The sequence below is a fragment of the Rhizobium grahamii CCGE 502 genome (assembly GCF_000298315.2).
GTDB classification, from domain to species: domain Bacteria; phylum Pseudomonadota; class Alphaproteobacteria; order Rhizobiales; family Rhizobiaceae; genus Rhizobium; species Rhizobium grahamii.
The window spans coordinates 1-19,755 of sequence record NZ_AEYE02000026.1 but is presented as its reverse complement, the minus strand read 5'-3'; the positions used below and the strand labels follow the sequence as shown (position 1 = coordinate 19,755).

The 19,755-nt window shown below is 58.4% G+C and carries 21 protein-coding genes; 11 read left to right on the top strand and 10 right to left on the bottom strand.

All coding sequences use genetic code 11. The annotated features are described in order from the left end of the window. Complete coding sequence (locus tag RGCCGE502_RS21020; protein ID WP_040675323.1) at positions 1 to 1,278, bottom strand: cation:proton antiporter; 1,278 nt, start codon at positions 1,276 to 1,278, stop codon at positions 1 to 3. Between the two features lie 495 nt (positions 1,279 to 1,773). On the opposite strand from RGCCGE502_RS21020, the gene RGCCGE502_RS38985 reads away from it, so the two are divergent. Continuing rightward, entirely contained in the window at positions 1,774 to 2,010 is a 237-nt protein-coding gene (locus RGCCGE502_RS38985; RefSeq protein ID WP_016556208.1) for a hypothetical protein, read from the top strand. A gap of 333 nt (positions 2,011 to 2,343) precedes the next feature. Here RGCCGE502_RS38985 and RGCCGE502_RS21005 read toward each other — a convergent pair whose 3' ends face one another. Continuing rightward, positions 2,344 to 2,679 carry a hypothetical protein gene (locus RGCCGE502_RS21005; protein ID WP_016556206.1) on the bottom strand — a complete coding sequence of 112 codons (336 nt, stop codon included), beginning with the start codon at positions 2,677 to 2,679 and terminating at the stop codon, positions 2,344 to 2,346. A gap of 245 nt (positions 2,680 to 2,924) precedes the next feature. Here RGCCGE502_RS21005 and RGCCGE502_RS21000 point away from each other — a divergent pair, with 245 nt between their 5' ends. Then, a complete protein-coding gene (locus tag RGCCGE502_RS21000) occupies positions 2,925 to 3,395 on the top strand; it encodes an Hsp20 family protein (RefSeq protein WP_016556205.1) in 471 nt (156 codons plus the stop codon). A 47-nt stretch (positions 3,396 to 3,442) separates the two neighbouring features. Continuing rightward, positions 3,443 to 3,673: a hypothetical protein gene (locus RGCCGE502_RS39265; RefSeq protein WP_016556204.1), complete on the top strand. Its 231-nt coding sequence runs from the start codon at positions 3,443 to 3,445 to the stop codon at positions 3,671 to 3,673. 412 nt (positions 3,674 to 4,085) lie between these two features. Here RGCCGE502_RS39265 and RGCCGE502_RS20990 read toward each other — a convergent pair whose 3' ends face one another. Further along, positions 4,086 to 4,442 (bottom strand): response regulator, encoded by a 357-nt coding sequence (locus tag RGCCGE502_RS20990; protein WP_016556203.1) that lies wholly within the window; start codon positions 4,440 to 4,442, stop codon positions 4,086 to 4,088. 121 nt (positions 4,443 to 4,563) lie between these two features. Here RGCCGE502_RS20990 and lov point away from each other — a divergent pair, with 121 nt between their 5' ends. The 3 genes from lov (at position 4,564) to RGCCGE502_RS35620 (ending at position 6,519) form a co-directional block, all read left to right on the top strand. Further along, a complete protein-coding gene (gene lov, locus RGCCGE502_RS20985; protein WP_016556202.1) occupies positions 4,564 to 5,613 on the top strand; it encodes a blue-light-activated histidine kinase in 1,050 nt (349 codons plus the stop codon). Positions 5,614 to 5,997: 384 nt separating this feature from the next. Then, a complete protein-coding gene (locus RGCCGE502_RS20980; RefSeq protein ID WP_016556201.1) occupies positions 5,998 to 6,207 on the top strand; it encodes a cold-shock protein in 210 nt (69 codons plus the stop codon). 123 nt (positions 6,208 to 6,330) lie between these two features. After that, positions 6,331 to 6,519, top strand: coding sequence for a hypothetical protein (locus RGCCGE502_RS35620; protein ID WP_081647294.1), 189 nt, complete (start codon positions 6,331 to 6,333; stop codon positions 6,517 to 6,519). A 335-nt stretch (positions 6,520 to 6,854) separates the two neighbouring features. Here RGCCGE502_RS35620 and RGCCGE502_RS20970 read toward each other — a convergent pair whose 3' ends face one another. Genes RGCCGE502_RS20970 through ku (RGCCGE502_RS20960) form a run of 3 tightly spaced genes read right to left on the bottom strand, consistent with a single transcriptional unit; the run spans position 6,855 to position 8,852 of the window. Further along, positions 6,855 to 7,118, bottom strand: a complete 264-nt coding sequence (locus tag RGCCGE502_RS20970) for a hypothetical protein (RefSeq protein WP_016556199.1) — start codon at positions 7,116 to 7,118, stop codon at positions 6,855 to 6,857. Between the two features lies 1 nt (position 7,119). After that, on the bottom strand, positions 7,120 to 7,932 hold the full coding sequence (gene ku / locus RGCCGE502_RS20965; RefSeq protein ID WP_016556198.1) for a non-homologous end joining protein Ku: 813 nt from the start codon (positions 7,930 to 7,932) through the stop codon (positions 7,120 to 7,122). An 11-nt stretch (positions 7,933 to 7,943) separates the two neighbouring features. Beyond that, positions 7,944 to 8,852: a non-homologous end joining protein Ku gene (ku, locus tag RGCCGE502_RS20960; protein ID WP_016556197.1), complete on the bottom strand. Its 909-nt coding sequence runs from the start codon at positions 8,850 to 8,852 to the stop codon at positions 7,944 to 7,946. A 142-nt stretch (positions 8,853 to 8,994) separates the two neighbouring features. On the opposite strand from ku (RGCCGE502_RS20960), the gene RGCCGE502_RS20955 reads away from it, so the two are divergent. The 4 genes from RGCCGE502_RS20955 (at position 8,995) to RGCCGE502_RS20940 (ending at position 12,249) form a co-directional block, all read left to right on the top strand. Then, the gene (locus RGCCGE502_RS20955; protein WP_016556196.1) at positions 8,995 to 9,246 is read left to right on the top strand and encodes a hypothetical protein; all 252 of its coding nucleotides are present in this window, start codon (positions 8,995 to 8,997) and stop codon (positions 9,244 to 9,246) included. A 148-nt stretch (positions 9,247 to 9,394) separates the two neighbouring features. Next, complete coding sequence (locus tag RGCCGE502_RS20950) at positions 9,395 to 9,619, top strand: helix-turn-helix domain-containing protein (RefSeq protein ID WP_016556195.1); 225 nt, start codon at positions 9,395 to 9,397, stop codon at positions 9,617 to 9,619. Further along, a complete protein-coding gene (locus tag RGCCGE502_RS20945; protein WP_016556194.1) occupies positions 9,619 to 10,878 on the top strand; it encodes a type II toxin-antitoxin system HipA family toxin in 1,260 nt (419 codons plus the stop codon). The genes RGCCGE502_RS20950 and RGCCGE502_RS20945 overlap by 1 nt, the downstream gene beginning before the upstream one ends. Before the next feature lie 900 nt (positions 10,879 to 11,778). Beyond that, a complete protein-coding gene (locus RGCCGE502_RS20940; RefSeq protein WP_016556193.1) occupies positions 11,779 to 12,249 on the top strand; it encodes a GIY-YIG nuclease family protein in 471 nt (156 codons plus the stop codon). 338 nt (positions 12,250 to 12,587) lie between these two features. Here the strand turns inward: RGCCGE502_RS20940 and RGCCGE502_RS20935 are convergent, their stop codons facing one another. The 4 genes from RGCCGE502_RS20935 to RGCCGE502_RS20920 all read right to left on the bottom strand — a co-directional run bounded on the left by RGCCGE502_RS20935 (position 12,588) and on the right by RGCCGE502_RS20920 (position 18,418). Further along, a complete protein-coding gene (locus RGCCGE502_RS20935) occupies positions 12,588 to 13,910 on the bottom strand; it encodes a type II toxin-antitoxin system HipA family toxin (protein ID WP_016556192.1) in 1,323 nt (440 codons plus the stop codon). After that, on the bottom strand, positions 13,900 to 14,184 hold the full coding sequence (locus tag RGCCGE502_RS20930) for a helix-turn-helix transcriptional regulator (protein WP_016556191.1): 285 nt from the start codon (positions 14,182 to 14,184) through the stop codon (positions 13,900 to 13,902). The genes RGCCGE502_RS20935 and RGCCGE502_RS20930 overlap by 11 nt, the downstream gene beginning before the upstream one ends. A gap of 400 nt (positions 14,185 to 14,584) precedes the next feature. After that, positions 14,585 to 16,174: a globin-coupled sensor protein gene (locus RGCCGE502_RS20925; protein WP_016556190.1), complete on the bottom strand. Its 1,590-nt coding sequence runs from the start codon at positions 16,172 to 16,174 to the stop codon at positions 14,585 to 14,587. 36 nt (positions 16,175 to 16,210) lie between these two features. Further along, the gene (locus RGCCGE502_RS20920; protein ID WP_071224930.1) at positions 16,211 to 18,418 is read right to left on the bottom strand and encodes a sensor domain-containing protein; all 2,208 of its coding nucleotides are present in this window, start codon (positions 18,416 to 18,418) and stop codon (positions 16,211 to 16,213) included. A gap of 288 nt (positions 18,419 to 18,706) precedes the next feature. Here RGCCGE502_RS20920 and RGCCGE502_RS38975 point away from each other — a divergent pair, with 288 nt between their 5' ends. Further along, complete coding sequence (locus RGCCGE502_RS38975; protein WP_341875045.1) at positions 18,707 to 19,426, top strand: Crp/Fnr family transcriptional regulator; 720 nt, start codon at positions 18,707 to 18,709, stop codon at positions 19,424 to 19,426. Positions 19,427 to 19,755: the final 329 nt, after the last annotated feature.

Genomic DNA, 19,755 nt, shown 5'->3' with positions numbered 1-19,755 from the left:
TCAGCGACCGCCATCGACAACTGCAGGCATTGGCTTCAGCGGATCTACGCCACGACGCCGATCGATCCATCGCATAACTGGCGTGACGGATATGCCGTGCACCATGATGGATAACAGGATGATAAGAAAGACCGTGACCCATACGGTTTCGATGCCCTGGAATTTCGCAACGCCCGAGGCATAGGCCAAATAGTAAATGGATCCCAGCCCTCGGATGCCGAACACGGAAATAATGATCCTTTCTGCTTGAGGATGTCGGCATCCAAGCAGACTTGTCCAGCCAGCCACCGGTCGAACGATTGCAAGAACCAGCACGGCTACCAGGACAACCCGCCAGTCCACCAGAAAGAAAAGCGTGCCCTCCGCCAATGTCGCTCCGAAGAATACGAGCAGGATCATCATCAGCACGCGTTCGATTTGTTCTCCAAAATTGTGCAGTTCCTCGTGATAGACGCTATGCCGCTCAACCGAGCGAAGCGTAAGCGCGGTTACGAATACTGCAACGAAACCATAGCCATGAATGAGTTCGGTCGCGCCATAGGATATGAAGGTGAAACCAAGCGCAGCGAGTCCGTCTCCTGTCTTTGCAATCTGACCGGACTCCGGAAGTCTGAACGTGAAATAGCCGAGAACGCGACCGATCGCCCAGCCCACTACAAGGCCGGCGACGAGCCTCCACAAGACATCAACGATGAACCATCGTCCGATCCATTCAACATTGGATCCTGTATTGGTCGCGAGTGCGATGGCTGCCATTACGAATGGAAAACTAAGACCATCGTTCAGGCCGGCTTCTGACGTCAAAGCGAAGCGAACCTCGTCTTTCTCCCCAGTCTGTGGCGGTCCGACCTGCACATCCGAAGCGAGGACGGGATCTGTTGGGGCGAGGGCGGCTCCGAGGAGGAGGGCTGAAGCCGGGCCCAACCCCAGGATGTACCAGCCGAGACACGCAATGGCGGCAATGGAAAGCGGCATGGCAATCCCGAGAAGCCTCCATGTTATGATCCACCGCTTCCAGCCGATTGGTCTGTCTAGTTTTAGACCGGCGCCCATCAGTGCTACGATGACCACCAGCTCTGTCATGTGCTCAGCGAGGCCCATGTTCGTCAACGGATTTGTCCGCGGGAGCAGGGTAAGGCCCGACCACGCCAACGAAGCACCAATGACGATGCAGCATATGGGAAGGGACAGAGGCATACGCCGAAGAACGAGTGGTAGCCACGTCGTCAAGAGAACGACGCCTCCGAAGATAAAAAGGGTTACGATATAAGTGTTCAACGCAGCTGTGGTCTTTTCCGGGATAGCAATGACTGCCGATCTAACGCGCAGCTCCGTGGCGCGTTCCGTCATGCCGCATACAGCGGGTGCGTGCGCGAGACCGCATTCTGCAGTCCTGATCGTTTCGCCAAGATCGCCGAGCGCGCCGACAGCCGATCTCATGTGGCATGTCGCACGCGCCCGACTGACTTACCAATCGGTCCCTCACAACGGGCGTCATGCGGCTCACGACCGAGCCTGAAGGGCGCGCGCGGCAATCAAACCGGATTTCGGGCGAGGAGGTGATCGTCGACCTCAGCGTCGGGCCGGATAGCCGACACGCCCACGCGTCAGGCAACGGCGGTGGCGACTCGTGACATCCGCCATTGCGATCTGCCTTGATGGTGCTACCGGCGTCGCGATCGGCAGCCTGACCTCTTTTATTACTACCTGGACGACCCAGCGGTCACAGGCCATGGGGAAGCATCACGAGCCACACGGCTCTACGGCGATGCAATGAGCCACGAGAAAGACGATGTCTCCGACCTGGCGTTTTTATGCGCACTGGTGGCCGAGATGCGTCGCTTTTCATCGCGTCCAGTCGTGGACGCGGGCGAGATGGTCATGGAGAGGATTGTCGAAACCTATCTCGCACCCAATCGCTCGCTCTCTCAGATTAAGGATATGCCTCGCTCCGGCGCATTGAACTTTCTTCTCGAATTCGGTGAGGCTTGCAGGGGCGGCCTCCGTTAGGCCATGGCCGCTCGGCCCGCCCGCGCACAACCCCAGTGAAGAACGGCCATTTTGGAAGTCTCTTCGACGAGCGTTGCTACCGTGCCCATCAGACGGCCTTCACGTATTGGAACAAGGACGCCACGGTCTCCGATTAAGATCTCATCCGATACCGCCTCGATCGCTCGGGCTGCCTCGCTGAGCTTGGTACCAAGTCCGCAGGGCCGACGCGATGCGCTTGCCGTGCAAGACGATGCAGGCATTCGGCATAACGGGAGGCGATCATCATTCGGCCGCCCATCTGCTCGATATGGCCGTCGTTGCGAGCCGGCGCCGCCTCCGTTGGCTTCATTATCATGACGGCCTCCGAAGAGAACGGTGATGGTGGGGAACTTCGGGCGTTCCAGCCGCAGGAGCCTTGCAGCCATCAAGCGCCTTGAGCGCATCGAGGATGTCCTGACAGCGAATAGGCTCCCGGACCCCCGGTGGTCGTCGCAGTTCCGGTCGGGAGTCTATAGCAAACAGGTCAGAGGCCCATGAGGCAAGAATGGCTCGTTTCTCGCTACTGTCGAGCGCCGTATCAAGGACGTCGCGCGGGTGGTCATAGTACTGCTGCCTGTCGAGAACCCGCTCGGCGGATATCATATCGGAGGCGCTAGTCGGGCGGTAATCGTTCCTTTCAATCGTCATCTTCGAGTCTCCTAAAAACCTTCAGCAGAGGAGTGAAAATCTCCAGGCGGAAATGAGATTGTTTCAACGATTACAGCATTCAAGGGGTTGATAGCGGCTACGCAAAAAAAATTTTGAATGGCTCTCTTGAATACAAGAAAGGTCAAAACCAGATCATTTTTGCTGATCGCCTGGAAGGGGTCAGCAGAACTTGGAGACGCGGATTTCCGCGTCTCTCTCCAACTCGCTTTACGGAGGTTTTGGTAATGAGAAACGAATTCGACTTCGCACCGCTCTATCGGTCGAGCATCGGCTTCGACCGTGTCTTCAATCTGCTCAACAATGCGCAATCGCGCTTGCAGACCATTGACACTTGGCCGCCTTACGACATCATCAAGACGACAGAGGACAGCTATCGCATCCAGATGGCGGTCGCGGGTTTCGGCGACTACGACCTCGACATTACGCAGGAGCGCAATGTGCTGGTGGTGAAGGGCCAGAAGGCTGATGAGAAGGATGGCGAATACCTGCATCGCGGAATCGCCGGGCGAGCATTCGAACGGCGCTTCGAGCTGGCCGATCACGTCAAGGTGGAGAACGCCTCGCTGACGAACGGACTTCTGAGCATCGAGCTCAAGAGGGAGGTTCCTGAGGCTATGAAGCCGCGGAAGATCGCCATTGGCGCAGAGGCCTCGCCGGGCCGGCTGCAGATCGAAGCAGAAAAACAAGTTGCGTAATTGGGAGCGGGGGCGCCGTGTCTGCGGCGCTCCCGTCGCAAAGACCGATGAGAACGATTGATGTCCAAAGGCCGAAGCCGTTCGATGCCCGGGATCTCGCCGCCTGCCAGCCTGTATTCAATAAGGTCCTGGGGGAAAGTGGCGTGAGGAAGGGTTCTAAGGAGGCAGGCCGCATAGCCTCGATCCTCGTTGAGCTTTATCGCCAGGGCGTGCGCGATCCGGCGCAACTTGCGACGATGGTGCGCACTGCGCGAGGACTGTTCGAGATCCAGCATTGAGTTGAAGCAGCGGTTTGATCCGTCGTCGAGGCGGCCAAGTCGGATGGGCCCTTTTGGAGTAGCGGTAGCCGACCGCGATCATGTCGTTGTCCAGGCTCTCGCCCAGTCTATAAAATCGCCTCCTGCAGCCCCACAGGATCTCGTCCGTCATTCCTGTATCAACACGCCAGTCGCGCTCCGGCGGCCTGTATGCCTGGGAGTTCGAGAAAGGAGCGAAGGGAGTTGCGCGTTCGCGTCGAGGAGCAGCCTTACGCTCAATTCGTCATACGCGACGATCGACGCCGCGGTGAACGCGTACGGTATCGCCTACGTTCCGGGGGGCATGGTTGAACGGGAATTCAAGCCGGACCGTTGCTGCCTTCTGAACGACTGGATCGCGATAGGGAATACCCAAATTAGGACGTTCAACGAACTATGGCAGGAGGCGTTCCACTGTCTCTCTAAGGGTCTCCGGCATCGTCGGCTTGCCTAGCCACCCTCCCTTCCGAAAGACTGGCTCGTCCACGTCCGCGCCCGAATACACCACGAACGGCACCTGTGCCGAGGCGAGGAGTTCGACGACGTCCGTGCACACTCCGTCATTCAAGCGTGGATCGACGATCGCAATATCCGGGCGGTTCGACGCCAGCCAATTCAAACCGTCCGACCTTGTATCGAATACGGTTACAGATGCCGCACCAAGCTCCCGCAACATCTCCTCCATGTCCAGCGAGATAAAGGGCTCGTCTTCTAGGACGAGCACGTGACCGATGTTCGCGAGTTTTTCCATGTCGGGACCGTACGACCCTCATTCCTGGCATGCAAGTGACGTTTCGAGACTGGATGCAAACGAGTGAAACCATTCCTTCGGGATTGGCGTTTGAGTGAGCGACAATTAGAAAAGGTGCTGCGTGTCCGAAGGCAAGAAGTCAGACATCCATGGCGACCTCCCAGCCGCCGCATCCAGGCAAGGAATGGCCGACCACAAGGAACTAGCGATATTCGCGTTCCAACGGACCCGAATGCCAATCGTCGTTGCGGACGCTCGCAAGTCGGACTACCCGATGGTGCTGGCAAACGACGCGTTTCTCGAACTCACCGGCTACCCCGCCGAAGAACTGCTTGGCCGCAACTGCCGCATGCTGCAGGGAGAAGCCACGTCGCCGACGGCTATAGCAGAAATCCGGGCTATCATCTCGCACGAGCGCGAGGGCACGGTTGAGATCTTGAACTACCGGAAGGATGGCAGCGCCTTCTGGAACCAGCTTCACCTCAGCCCCATCCGGGACGACGACGGAAGCCTCGCATACTATTTCGCGTCGCAGATAGACGTCACCGAATATCGGAAGATCCAGACGCTGGAAGAGGCGGAACACCGTCTGCTTCTCGAAGTCGACCACAGGACCAAGAACGTTCTGGCGATCGTCGACAGCATCGTCCGTCTCAGTCGTTCGGACGACGCGGCTGTCTATGCGGCCTCGGTCCAGCAGCGCGTGCAGGCGTTATCCAGGACGCATATGCTGCTCGCGGAAAACGGATGGCAACAGGCTTCGCTTCGCGACATCGTTACGCTGCAGGTTGGCGTCTTCAGCGAGCACAATGTTGAGATCGATGGGCCTGAGGTCATGGTGCCAGCCCCGTCAGTCCAGCCTATTGGCCTCGCGATACACGAGCTCGCCGCCAACGCCGCCGTCCACGGCTCCCTGTCCCGCGGAAACGGAAGGCTTGCGATCGGTTGGCGTCGAGAAGGCGAGGGCCTTGTCCTGGAATGGCATGAAAAAGGAGGCAACAAGTTCGGCGCAGCCTCAGTGAAGGGCTTCGGTACGGTTCTGCTCGGCGCCGTACTCGAGAACCAGCTCGGCGGGCGGATCATGCGCGATTGGCGGGAGGATGGCTTGCTGCTCGTAGTCGAGCTGCCATCCCTCGATCGAATTGGTCGGAGCCTCCAATCGAAAGTATGACCGGCGAGCGGCTATGACCGACGGAGAACCGTGCTCAAGAAGCGAGTGACGAAGTTAATGCGGTGTAGTTTCCGTCAGGCACATTCTCATGCGTTACGTAGCGTGCGTTGCCCGCCTGCCTCGTCACGGGGGCGACGCCACGTCTGAAGGAATGCGTACTCATGCCTCCGAAGTACGCTCCGCCCCCGTATAACGAAAACTATCGGTTGACTTTCGCGGAGTTGTCTCTATTTTCAGTTTTATCGATCTTTTGGTTGCCGAGCTTTGTCTACCGCGCGATTGGCACCGCGCTCTATTCGAATCTTCTCTTTCAAAAATAGTCGTATCACCGTCCGGGAAGCGTCGCTTCTGGGTTTCTAACTCTATGCTTTGAAAGGGTTTATCATGACCATAGGCACAGTAAAATGGTTCAATTCCACCAAGGGCTTCGGCTTCATTCAGCCTGACAACGGAGGCGAAGACGCGTTCGTTCACATCTCTGCTGTCGAACGCGCTGGAATGCGCGCAATCGTCGAGGGCCAGAAGATCGGCTACGAACTTGAGCGCGACATGAAGTCGGGCAAGATGTCGGCCACCAATCTGCAGGCCGCATAATTGAAACCTGCTTTCCCTTTGACCACGGATGTACTGGCACTGGGAGAGCATGTTGATCTAAGGGCCGGGCAGTGCGTCCGGCCTTTTTCTTATGCGGCGTCGCCGCAGACCCAAGGAGTCTTCATGACCCAGACCCACAGCAAATCCAGGCAGCAGGCCGAAATCGCCTTCAACGACATCCAGTCCCAGTTCTCCGCGCGCGGTCAGGCCGTCCAGGAACCCGAGACTGAGGAGCAAGCTCGACAGGCCAAGACGCTGCGTCTTCGAGAAGCGCGCCTCGCTCGTGACGCGCAGGAACATACCAGCCGTTGAACGAACATCACTTGAGCAAAAAACCGAACCTCTATTGATTTCCGGATAATTTCGTCGTCCGATGCATGCTTCGCCCGATCGAACGGTGGTGCTGAGCCGGCGGCATCGAGTGCAGTATTACTTCGTTAGGCGGCAAGCTGTCGTGTTTCGGACACAAAGTCCTGCTATCAGAACTTCATCGGCATTGCTGATGAGCGCTGGAACGCATCTGCCGCTCGCAATGTCGTAGTCGCTTAGCTTTTGACCACGGATGTACTGGCACTGGTAGATAGCGATATGAGGAAGGTCGGTGCGATTTCGCCCCGGCCTTTTTTGTTGTCCCTTCTACAAACGTCTCAGTGCCGACTGTCCAGCAGCGGCTGATCGTCGTCGAAATTTCCGTTGCTTGCGGCATCGTACTGGTTCACGCTCCGGCCACCCCCACGGGTTCCGAAGGCAGTCAATTGCACCATGACCGCCCGGGCACGCTCGACAGCCTGGTTCGCATCGATGTCGGCGCAACCCGCCACACGGACGGTGACCGCATCACCGTCATCTCCGAGGAAGTCGATCTTCCAGCCATCAGGGTCGTGCATGATACGGGTATCAATAAGATGCAACTTAACCAGCCTTCCTGCCCTTGAGATCGGCTTCGACGCTCTTGCGAAGGGCGTCCATGATATTGACTACGTTTGACTTCGTTCCTGCTTCTGCGGGTGTCCCTTTGGCTGCCCTCTTCGGCTTCAGGAGCTTCTTCTTCTCCTCGATCAGCTTCAGCAGGCTTGTCTGGATGGGGTCGCTGACCATATTCGGCGACCAGTGCGCAGACTTCTGCTTGATCAGCTTTTGGACCAGAGGAACGAGGTCGGGATCGGCGTCGTCCTCAATGTCCTCGAAGTATGGCTCTTCCGGCCGCACCTCGTCGCCAAACCGGAGCGACCACAGGACAATGCCTTCGTCACGCGGCTCCAGAATGACCGCGCGCTCGCGGCGTCCCATGACCAGCTTCGAGACGCCCACGACGCTGTCGGCCTTCATGGCATCGCGAATGACCGCAAAAGCTTCATGCCCGACTGCGTCGTCGGGCATGAGGTAGTGCGGCTTTTCGAGGTAGACCCACTCGATCGAATCCGTCGGAACGAATTTATCGATGTCGATGGTCTTCACAGTGTCGAGCGCAACGCGATCGAGATCGTCGTCGGTCAAGATGATATAGTTGTCCTCGCCACGCGCGTAGGCCTTAGCCTCGTTCTCATCCTTCACCGGCTTGCCAGTCACCGAGTCGATGTACTGCGAAACCACGCGGTTACCTGTTTCCTTGTTAAGGGTGTGGAAGCGGACCTTTTGAGATTCCGATGTGGCTGGTGTCATCGCGACGGGGCAGGTGACCAGCGAGAGCTTGAGGTAGCCTTTCCAGTAGTAATTGGGTGCCATTACCTGTCTCCTCAACTTGCCTTACGCTGGGTGGTAGCCTTGGAGGACGGAGGCTTCGCAGTCGACCCGCGCGCGGCGCGCTGCCGAGCGGCGCCATTGTTGGCATTGGCCGCAGTGTGTTTCGGGTTATGGCCGGGAGCCTTCATCAAGCCCGCGCTCTCTCGCAAGGCGTCCAGCAGCTCGCTCGGCTTCGATACTTCGACCTTCTTCGCCTTCGGGAGCGCCTTGCCTTCGATCTTCGCCTTCACAAGAGCGGCGAGGGCGGCCTCATAGCGATCTTCAAAAGTCGCCGGATCGAACTCGCCTTTCTTAGTGCTGATAATGTGCTTGGCAAGATCGAGCATTTCGCCTTCGATCTTCAGCTTCGGCATTTCCTCGAAGGCCTTTTTCGAGGACCTGACCTCGTAATCATAGTTCATCGTCGTCGCGATCAAACCTCTGCCGTGGGGGCGTATGAGCACCGTCCGCATGCGCCGGAAGAGAACCGCCCTCGCTATGGCCGCGACCTTCGATTTCTTCATACCTTCACGTAGGGCTACGAAGGCGTCTCCGCCCATCTTGTCAGGGGTCAGGTAGTAGGGCTTGTCGAAATAGACGTCGTCCACCTCGGAGCAGGGGATGAAGGCTTCGATCGACAGTGTCTTGTTGCTTTGCGGGATCGTCGCCGCGACCTCCTCGGGATCGATGATGATGTACTGGCCGTTCTCGATCTCGAAGCCTTTGGTCTGCTGCTCCTTGGGAACGGGGACCTCCGTCTCGCTATCGATGAAGATGCGGTTGACGCGGTTACCGGACGCCTTGTTGATGGTGTTGAAGGTAATGCGTTCGCTTGATGACGCGGCGGTGTAGAGCGCGACGCCGCAGCTCACCTCACCGAATTTCAGGAAGCCTTTCCACTGTGCTCGCATACCACTCGCCATGACGCTAGTTCCCGAATCACTCAGTCGGCACTCAAAGCCTGCGGAGCAGATTCGTTCCGACTCGAATGAATCATTTTCAATGGCTTACGGAAGTTTCTTCGAAGTTTGATTCTGGCGATGTAGCCGGCATTTCGACCACAGCATGCTGTCAGGCTTCCGGCGGGCACAGCCGGAGCTTGTTGAGCTGACCGAGGAGCAGCAGGCACGAGCTTCAGCGCTGGCTGACGAATATGACTCGCTTGTCGACTCCGGCGCGGCCGAAGACGGTGACGAGGCCGTCCTCGCAAGGCTCGAAGAGATCCAGGACGCGCTTGAGGCGATTGAGCAGGGGCAGATTTCGTGGTCCTACGGAGACGCTGGCGATTGCCGGTGCGGTCGTGACGCTTGCCTATGATGGCTGGCCGGATGCGGCAACGTACAATCGTACCGTTCGGGACGATTTTGACTGCTGGTCAATGGAGCTTATCGAAATCATCCCGATCGGTTCTTTTTCTGGCTTTTTAACAGGGACGCTGCTAAAATCGGCCCGATAGGGGTGATTTATGCAAACGATCCGAGACAGCAAGAGCTTCGGCCTTCTGATCCGCACGGAGAGGAAGGCGCAGAAGCTGACCCAGGAGCAGCTGGCGGGCCTGACGGGTGTCGGCGTGCGCTTCGTGCGCGAGCTGGAGGCTGGAAAGGAAAGCTGCCAGATCGGCCGTGCCCTTCAGGTGGCGACGTCCCTTGGGCTGACCGTATCCGTCGGCAGACGGCAGGAGGGCAGCTGATGGTCCATCTGCTGGATGTGTGGTTCGGCGAGACGAAGGCGGGCTCGCTCATGCAGGACGAGGCGGGAGCTTTGAGCTTTGCCTATGACCTTGGCTATCTCACGGGGCCGGACCCGCGCGCCCTTTCTTTTTCGATGCCACTGCAGGAGGCCCCCTATACGGATCGGGCTGTTCGCCCCTTCTTCTCCGGGCTGCTGCCTGATGAAGGGGCGCGCCTGCGTCTGGCGGGAGCGCTCGGAATCTCGGCGGGCAACGCTTTCGGGTTGCTGGAGGTGATCGGCGGTGAATGCGCCGGTGCCTTGTCGCTCTATCCAGCCGGCGAGGCGCCGCCCTCCTCAGACGAGGACGGCATAGAAATATTGAGCCAGCACCGCCTTGAAGAAATCCTCGGTAAGCTGCGCGAGCGTCCCTTGCTCGGCGGGGAGGAAGGGGTGCGCCTTTCGCTCGCCGGCGCGCAGGACAAAATTGCTGTCTGCGTGGGGGGCGATGCCATCGGGCTCGCCAAAGGTGGGCGCCCGACTACGCATATCCTCAAGCCTTTCATCCAGGCGCTCGACGGCACGGTTGAGAACGAACTGTTCTGCCTGCGGCTGGCGGCGCGCCTGAAGCTTCCTGTACCCGCCGTCGAAATGCGTTACGGCGGAAGGATTCCGTTCCTTCTCGTGGAACGCTACGACCGCGCCGCCCACAAGGACGGGACCATCACGCGTCTTCATCAGGAGGATTTCTGTCAGGCGCTGAGCGTGCCACCAGAACTTAAGTACGAGGAGGAAGGGGGGCCGGGCACAGAGCGGTCGCTGGACCTGATCGACCGGGCCACCGCCCGCCCGGCGGCAGACCGGCTATCCTTCATCCGTGCGCTTATTTTCCACTATCTCGTCGGCAATGCAGACGCGCACGGGAAAAACTACGCCTTGCTCTATCGCGGCAAGGTTCCCGACCTTGCGCCGCTCTACGATGTCGTTTGCACGGCGGCGTACCCGCAACTCGCGAAGAAACAAGCCATGGCGATTGGCGGGCGGGCGGTCCCTGACACCATCCAGTTGAAACATTGGCTGACGCTTGTGCCTGAGACGAAGGGCGCGCAGCGTTTGCTGGTGAAGGACATGACCGAGCTTGCCGGCAGGATCAAGGGGGAAGCCGAGGCGCTTGCCGTGGAGCTCGAAGGGGCGGGCGTCGCCCACAATATCATCAAAGCCATCCGCGCCATCATAGACACGCGCGCGACGCATCTGCTGCGCATTGCGGAAAAGGCTTGAGGGACGCTCTGCGCCGCGATCCTGTCATTGAACTCGCGGCGGCGACAGAGGCCCCAGACTAAACAGATTGCAAGCTATAAAGCTGAAAGTACAGCGGGCGGAAGTTCTTTGTATTGCTATGTCGACGAGAGCGGGAACAACGGCCCTGAGCTGTTCGATGCGAACCAGCCCATCCTCTACTATGGCCTGGTGACGGCCAAGGCCAACCCGACGTGGTGGCGGAACCGCTGCTGAAGGAATTGCGCCACAGCCTTGGCGTCAATCGCCTTCACGCCGGAGGTCCCGCCGACATTCACGCCCGGCGACGCCAGCGCGGGCCTGGAGCTCGTGACCCTGTGGATCGCCAAGCGCCTTGAGGAGCGCAAGCCTTTGTCCCGGAATTGGAACAGCTGTTCTGGACGCAGGCAAAACGCGGGGTCACTGACGAGGTATCGCTCAGAGGGCCCGATAGGCGGTGCGCCATCTGATGGATTTGCCAGAGCCTCACAAGCCGCTGCCCCAAGAGATGCAAATGCACTTCGCCGCGCTCGAAGAACGGCGCCTCAAGGAGGTGGCGGAACTGCCGGCCAGACAAGCCGCGGGGGAATAGCGTTGGACAAGGTTCTGTCATCGGCATCGATGTAGGCTGCTCGCCGGTACGGCGATCGAGCGCCATTTGCCGCCTGAACTGGACGGCCTCGACCGTCGCCTGGGAGATCAAGCGATTCCGGGCGATCGAGCCCGAGCGCGAAAGCACAATCGCGAAGGTCGACGCGGGTCGCCCCGTCGCGGTGGCGGCGACGGTCCCTTGCGGCGAGGCTTTGACATTATCGGGCGATACCGCACGGCGGAGCGCATGCTCACCAGACGCCTGGGCCGCCTAATAGGGAACGCGGGCAGTCGAGAGCGCCGGTCGGCAGATTGCTGAAGGAGCATGCGAACCCATGCGCCGCGCACGTTCTTGCGCTTGCTGACCTCAAGGAAGCGCGTCACGGCGTACCGCTGGACAGCAAAGCCCTCGTCGATGCGTTTCCAGGAGCGTTTCTTGGCACCATGATCGAGAACCCCGGAGAGCTTGCTGCCCGGCGCGGAGACCGGTCGGACACGTTCTTCCGCCACCTTGCCGAGAACGGCCGGCTGCGGGTGCTGATCGATTATCTTCTCCCGAGGCGAACATTGACCGGCGATCTGGCGGCAGTCACCAATCACGATGACATGGCCGCGCTCGTCTGCGCCCTGTCAGCACTCGGCGTAGGAGCCGGTGACTTCGTTGCCGTCGGCGATGATGACGGATGGATTATCCTGCCGCCGCGCGCCTTTATCCAGCCCGCGCAATGGGCTCTGCTGGAGGCTAACGCTTCAGATCAGGGCGCGGGTAAGCTGTTTGCCTAGACGCCATATACCCCCAAGTAACGGAACACTATGCAGAACAGAACGACAGGCAACTGAGGACTCGAATTCAAGTGCGCGGAGGCAGACCTTACGGCCCGGCGCATGCTGCTGAAGCCGCCGTTCGATCCCTTCGTCGAGGAAATAAAAGACAAAAGGGGCGACTACCTGGTCGTGCTGTTAGCAGCCTTTCAGGGGCTGGCGACGTCTACCGACGTTCATGCCGCCGCCAAGTCGCTGCTCAAGTCCTTGAATGTCGCGATGGCCAAAAATGCTGACGCTGATCCGGAGAAATGCTCCCGGCCAGGCGCGTCTTTTGAGCTGCCTTGGCGCTGGCATCGTCAAGCGCCGTCGCTGGCGAGCAGCGTGTCGTGTGCGGCGCGGAACCTATCCTGCAGTGCCTTTTGGCTATCAAGGCCTTCGAGGGCGTAGCTGTTGAGAAACTGACGCCCGGCGAACAGCTTGCGGTCGACGGGGCTTAAATCTGCTTCCTCGCAGACCGCTTGCCAGTGTTCGGCAATGGTCTTGATTTGGTGTTCGATCGTCGCAGCGGCTTCTGCCTCCTTCAGGTGATAATCTGGCGCGGCTGCGAGCACAGTGGCAAGCGTGCTGGCACGGCGATCGCCCTTGATGAGCATCGCCTGCGTAGCTTCGTTGCCGGTGCGGGCTTGTGGACAAATGTCATAGGCAGGGGTGAGCGTGAGCATCGTGCCGTCCCAGAAGGCGGCATGGTTGCGGGCATGGTCGTCGGTATTGCCGCACAGCACGTTGAAGCAGATCCGGCCGTAGAGCTCCTTCAGCGTGTCCTTCGGGTCAGTGAAGCGGTGGCGGATGAGTTCGGCGACGTCTTCGTAGGAGGCGTAGCGGGCCATCATTTCATCAAGACCGAGCATGGTCAGGGCTGAGACCATCGCGCGGCGTGTCCATCCCTCCTTCGTGAGCGTACGGTCGAAGCGCTCGATGAGCAGCACATCCTTATGAGCGGCACGGGTCATCGACACAGGCGCGGCGTTGAGCCCGCAGGCAGCCGCCAGCTTCATCGCGATAAATTCGGCCTTCACGACGCTGTAGGTGTCGTTTGTCGCCGAGAATTTGGCGATGAACTTCTTTGCGCCGTTATCGATGAGAGCCTTGGGACGTGCGCCGCCGATCGATGTGCCGTGATAGAGGGCCTGGTCGAGTGCCGGGGTCAGGGGGACGCCTTTTTCTATGAGGGCAGTCGCCTCCATGAGCTCGTCGAGCGATGCCTGTGCGGCAAGACGGGGGACGTATTCCGTGGCCGATGGCTGGAAATCGAGGGCACCAATCCGGTCGGAGCCTGATTGGAGCAGGAAGGTCAGCTCGCTGATCTCTGGCGCCCCGGCAGCATCGGGCTTTTTGCCCGTCAGCCTGTTGATGATGACACGGCGGCCCCAGGCGTCGGGCGAACCGTCGCGAATGCAGCTTGCCATGGTCAGGCCGTTGATAGGCGCAATGACGCCTTCCTGGAGGGGGAGCTCCGGCTCGTAGATGGGAATGGCGCTCTTTCGGCGGCGATAGCTGGCGCCGTAGGTAAAGAGCAGGCGCTCGCCGTCCTGATCAAGGCGGCCGGCGACCACCGGTTCCGTCGCCCCCGGCAGCCACATCCAGACAAAGGCTTCGGTAGCGTCAGCCTTAGAAGTCATCATCGACCTCCTTCACGGCGTGGCGGACGCTCTTGGGCAGAAGGGTCAGTTTTTCGTCGAGGCGGGCATTGTGCATCTGGGCCGTGCGCTCGTCATAGTCGAACAGGCGCAAGCCGACGAGTGAGGCAACCTCAAACACGGTGCCGATCTCAGGGCCCGGCGCGCCTTTTTCAATGCTGGACAAGGTGGTGCGGCTGATGCCGGCGCGGTCCGCCAGCTCCTGCGCGGTCAGGCCGCGATCGGCACGGCCGATGCGGATCAGCTTACCGAGCATCGCGAGCGCCTGATGCGTGACTCTGGAGTAGCTTCTTTGGCGGGGCACGGTTATACCTGCTTAGTTCAATTGAGTGGACGTGAGGCGTTCTCGTGTCCAGAATTTTATGCATTGTGTTACGGAGGTGGTGGATAGTCAAGTTCTGTTCATTTGATTGCTCATAAGGGTTGTTTGTGGCCAGAAATTTACACATAGTGGAGATCAATCGGATGACAGCCCACGCAAGAGCCTCCCATTGAACCTCAATGCACCACCGGCTCCTCAATCTCATGGACAATCATTTGCGATCGGTGAGCAAGGAGCCTTCCTGCCACCAGAGAGAAATCGGTTGCAGGCTCGAACATAAGTCAGACCAAAGGCCGGCATGCTGGTGCCGTGGCGGGCGGCGCTGTCGGCGGGATCACCGGCGAACTGCCATGTTCTGGGTGTTCGCTGCCAATGTTGTTGCAGGTTCAGGCTGGGGCCCCGAGCTCCGCTGCCGACTGTTCCCGCCGATGTTGAATTCGCCCAGCATTTTCGAGATCCGCTCCACTTCGATTACGAGGGCATGGCTCGCCGCTGTCGTCTCCTCCACCATGGCCGCATTCCGTTGAGTTCCCTGGTCCATGGTATTAACGGCAGTATTTATTTCCTGAAGCGCCGTCGACTGCTCGCGAGCGGACTCGACAATCGAGAGAATGTGCTGATTGATTTCCTTGACCTCACCAACAATAGCGACGAGTGCAGCGCCGGTATTGCCAACAAGTGTTACGCCCGTCTTCACTTGCTCCCCAGATGACGTGATCAGGGTCTTGATTTCCTTCGCTGCACTTGCGGAGCGCTGCGCAAGCTCGCGCACTTCCTGGGCAACGACTGCAAAGCCCTTGCCGGCTTCACCAGCACGAGCCGCCTCCACGCCAGCGTTGAGAGCAAGCAGGTTGGTCTGAAAAGCGATGTCGTCAATGACGCCGATGATATTCGAGACCTCCTTGGAGGACGTTTCAATCGCGCCCATGGCCGTCACCGCTTGCTTGACGACTTCACCTGAATTCTCTGCGCCGGTCTTTGCCTTGGCAACGAGGTGACCCGCTTCTTCAGCGCGCCGGCTCGAGTCCTTTACTGTCGTTGTGATTTGTTCAAGAGCCGCCGCGGTCTGTTCGATCGATGCAGCCTGCTGTTCAGTTCGCTTGGACAGATCATCGGCGGCCGAACGTATTTCCTCCGCCCCGGAATGAATCTGCGCTGCCGCTGCATCAATGTCAGCAATCGTTGCGGATACTTGTTCCAACGCATTGTTGAAGTCGTTCTTCAGTCGATGATAGGCTTCCGGCAGTTCGTCGGTAATCCGATAGCTGACATCCTTGGCGGCGATGGCCGCCATAGCCCTGCCAAAACAGTCAGAGACAAGCTTCTGCTCGGTTGCGATCGTTTCGGCCTGTGCCTTCTGCTTTGCGACTTCCGCTTCGTCGATATAGACCGAGATTGCCAGATCCATATCCAGCAAAACCGCTTTGACCAAGCTTGCTAGTGATTTTCCGAATTCGGCCGGCTTCATTGGCTTCTTGGAAAACAGACCACCCTTGGGGAACACTTCATCAACCGCGCTTTTGATTAGATGGTCCAGAATGATAGCATATCCACCGATATACCACTGTGGTTCAAGGCCGATCCGGGCGTGAACCGATCCAATCGCTCGGACCTTGTTGACATAGTCTTCATTGAAGTTGCCATCGGAAATGCTGACCCAGTGGCTCTGCTGTGCGCCCTTGGCGCGGGCAATGTTTTCTTCCGTCGAAAAGAACCACTTCACTTCGGGGCTCTGGCGGAGCTGCGCGTAAAACTTGTCCAGACCGTTTGGCAACTCCCGCTCGACAAGCGCCTTCAGCATACGGATGCTGGCGCGGCCGCTACCATCCAACTGCATGAATTCGAGGCGACGTGCGACGTTCTGCCTTTTGGGGTCCGCTGCGCCAGGGACGTCGTTCAAATCCTGATACGGGGGATGCGACATGAATAATTCTCCTCTGGGTAGTTAATTGGGGAACGATCAAGCGACGAATGTCAAAACCGGTCGATCTGCCTTGCAATTCAGGAGGTAGGCGTCGATTTCCTCGGTGAGTATGGGCTTGGCCACAAGGTAGCCCTGGGCATAGTCACAGCCCATCTCAAGAAGCGACTGGTATTGCGATGGCGTCTCGACTCCTTCTGCGACCACTTCCATGCCGAGGCTGTGAGCCAGCGACGTAACGGCCCTTACAATTGCGTTGCACCCGCGGTTGTGGCCAACGTCCTTCACAAAGGAGCGGTCTATTTTAATGTAGGACACCGGATAGCGCTGTAGGTGGGTCAGGGACGCGTAGCCGGTACCGAAGTCATCGAGCGCAATTTTAACGCCTGCCTCAAACAGCCGATTCAGCGTCACCCCGATCGCTTCGCTTGTGCGGTCGAGAATAACGCCCTCGGTGACCTCAATGATGATCTCGGACGCCCGGTGTCCGTGAGCCGAGACCGCATCAAGCAGTTCTTTTGCGAAGTTCGGATTGCGTAGTTGCGCAGCGGCTACGTTGACTGCCACCTTGCCAGGGGCAAAGTCCTTCCGCTTCATTGCGCTCATTGCATTGAGCGTGCCAGAAAGAACGGCGTGTCCGAGCGCGCAGATCAGGTCCGACTGCTCGGCAAGCGAAACGATATCCGCCGCGGGCACCCATTGATTGTCCTTCTGCCAGCGGACCAAAGCCTCGAAGCCCGCGTGACCTCGGTCGACGAATCGCGTCTGGGGCTGCATGGCAACTTGTATTTCACCTTGAGCGATTGCGCGGCGGAGCGCTTCGATCATCGCCTCCCGTTGCCGTATGCTCCGCTCCATATCGGTGTTATAAACAGCATAGGTCGAACGACCATTGTGTTTGGCTCTGTAGAGCGCGATATCTGCTCGCTTGAACACTTTCAGAGGCGTCCCGGACTTGCTCTTGCGGACGATCGCAAGGCCGAAGCTGCCGCTTACCCGAACAGATTTTCTGCCAAGGCGGACAGGGCTTTCGAGGGACCTGAGCAGCTTCCGGACGATCCGGATCGCATTGGCCGTGCTGCCGACGTCAACGAGGAGCACAGCGTATTCGTCGCCGCCCAAGCGAGCGACAATATCCGACTTCCTCACATTATCTCTGAAGCGTTTCCCGACCTCGATCAGAAGCGCGTCACCAGCACCATGGCCGTGCATATCGTTTATAGCCTTGAAGCCGTCCAAGTCGATCAGAACAAGCGCGCTGTGGCGTTCGGCCTTTTGAGAAGAGAGTACGGCAGTCAGTCGTTCGATGAGCGCGCGGCGGTTCAGAAGCCCGGTGAGCGGGTCGGCTTCCGCCTGGACTTTGACCTGCCGCTCCGCTCTTTTCAGATCGGTGACGTCCGTTTGTACGCCGACGATATATCCGGAGGCAGACCGCCGTTCCTGCACTTTGAACCATCGGTCTTCGCTTATCGCCTGGAGAAACGCCCTGCCTGGATTGCGGTGATTGCGAAGCCTCGCGTTGATCCAGTTCTGCCAGTCATCGTCTCGGCATGAGACATCAGCAAACTCCCCGCATGCGACAGCATCTTCCATGATATCCTGGAAGCGCCGTCCTTCCACAATGGCACCGCCGGCTCGCCGGTAGCATTCCTTAAAGCTGGAGTTGAACAGAATGAGGCGGTCGCTTTCGTCATATGCGGCCACACCGTTGGGTAGCGTTTCAATGATATCCCGAAGGAGCATTTCAGCGCGCTCGCGCCTCAGGTTCTCATCATTTAGCGCCTTCTCTGCCTGTTTACGCTGGGTAATGTCGTAGCGGATCGAGACATAGCCGCAAATGCGACCCGATCCATCCATCTTCGGTGCAATGGTCGTGTCGACCCAGTAAAGTGAACCGTCCTTCGCACGGTTGCAGATTTCTCCGTGCCATCGGGCTCCGCCCGAGATCACCCGCCACATCTCTTGGAAGAAGGCGGGCAGATGCTGTCCCGAGTTCAACAGGCTGTGCTTAGCTCCTATCAGTTCAAGCCGCGAGTATTTGCTGATTTGGCAGAACCGATCATTCACATTAGTGATCGTTCCTGCTCTGTTCGTGATTCCGACAATCGTATGCGGATCGAGAGCCGTTCTGAAAGAGGCAAGTTCCGCCAGCACGTCCTGAAGATCATTCTGGCCCGCGCATTTGCCCGGCCCTAAACTTTCCGTTTCGGATCCTAGTAAGTCTTGTGCGTTGAATAAGCCCCGCATTTGTTCCCCTTCGTCGCTGGACTTCTTTTTGAGCGCCGTTCACACGAAACTGAAACCTCAGTTGGGCAGCAAGGATCCGCGTGAGCCCGTTATGGTACTTATAAATATACGGTAACGTACATATTGAATGGTTAATTTCAAGTATGTTTTGTTCTGAATTGAGCAACAACGATTTTTTCTTGGAGAGACTGGCTAGACAACGCACGGGTTCTTATTCACGCTAGTGTTCGGTGCCGTATCCACATATGTCCGATCGCGCACACCGTACGTTTTTGCGCGATAATTGGTATGGAAGGAAAAATGACAGGGTACCCCGTTCGGAATCGAATACTATTGGCGCTGAGACCGGCGGCTCAAGACTTCATGGCCGCGAGATCGCTTACCCGGCCCATGATGGCAGGGGAAGTCATTTACGAAGACGGCGCTCCTTTCACGCACGCAGTGTTTCCGCACGCGGGGCTTATCTCGCTGATGGGAACCATGGCGAATAGCAAGACCGTAGAGAAGACCTCGGTAGGCCCCGAGGGGTTTCTCGGCTTCGGGTTAATCATGGGGGGAAGTGGAGCCTTTGGCAGGTGCGTTGTACAGGTTCCTGGTTATGCATCATGGCTATCGAAAGCGGACTTGGATCAGGCATTGGCTGAGTTCCATTGTGTCAGAGAAACCATGCTGAGATATGCGAAGTCGCTTATTGCGCAGCTCATGGAGACCGTAGCCTGCAATAGCCTGCACTCGGCGGAACAGCGCGTCATCCGCTGGCTGCTAACCGCCCATGACAGCGTTTCAGGGGATAATTTCGATCTCACACAGCAAGTCGTAGCGGAAGTACTTGGTCTACGCCGCGCGACTGTAAGTGCCATCTGCTCTCAACTCCAGTCGGACGGGCTGCTAGAATACTCACGTGGTGACGTTACGATCGCGGATCGAGCAGGCTTGGAAAAGAGGGCTTGCGAATGCCTCCATAATATTCAAAAGGCTTCGATGCGGCACTATAGAGCCGCTCGATAAATGTAGGATGCTGAGTACCGTCGATGCTTGTGCCTTAACTTGGGCCCCGGCCGGACGGTGGGAACCCGTGAGAACCCTTTACGCCGCCATGGATCAGGCGGCTGTGGGTAAGTTGTCGCGGCTGGCCGATTTGAACTGCGTATGCCAGCTTCCGAGGCCGCACGTATACATGAATTCCTTGCGCGACCATGCGAGCGAAGCCGATACACGGCTCGTTTTCTGCCGCGGAAATAGGATTCGATCTCGTCGGCGATCACGATTGGCCTGCCATGCGTTGATACTGCTGCCATGCCAGGCCAACCTGGGCGTTAGAATGACAGGTCAAAGCA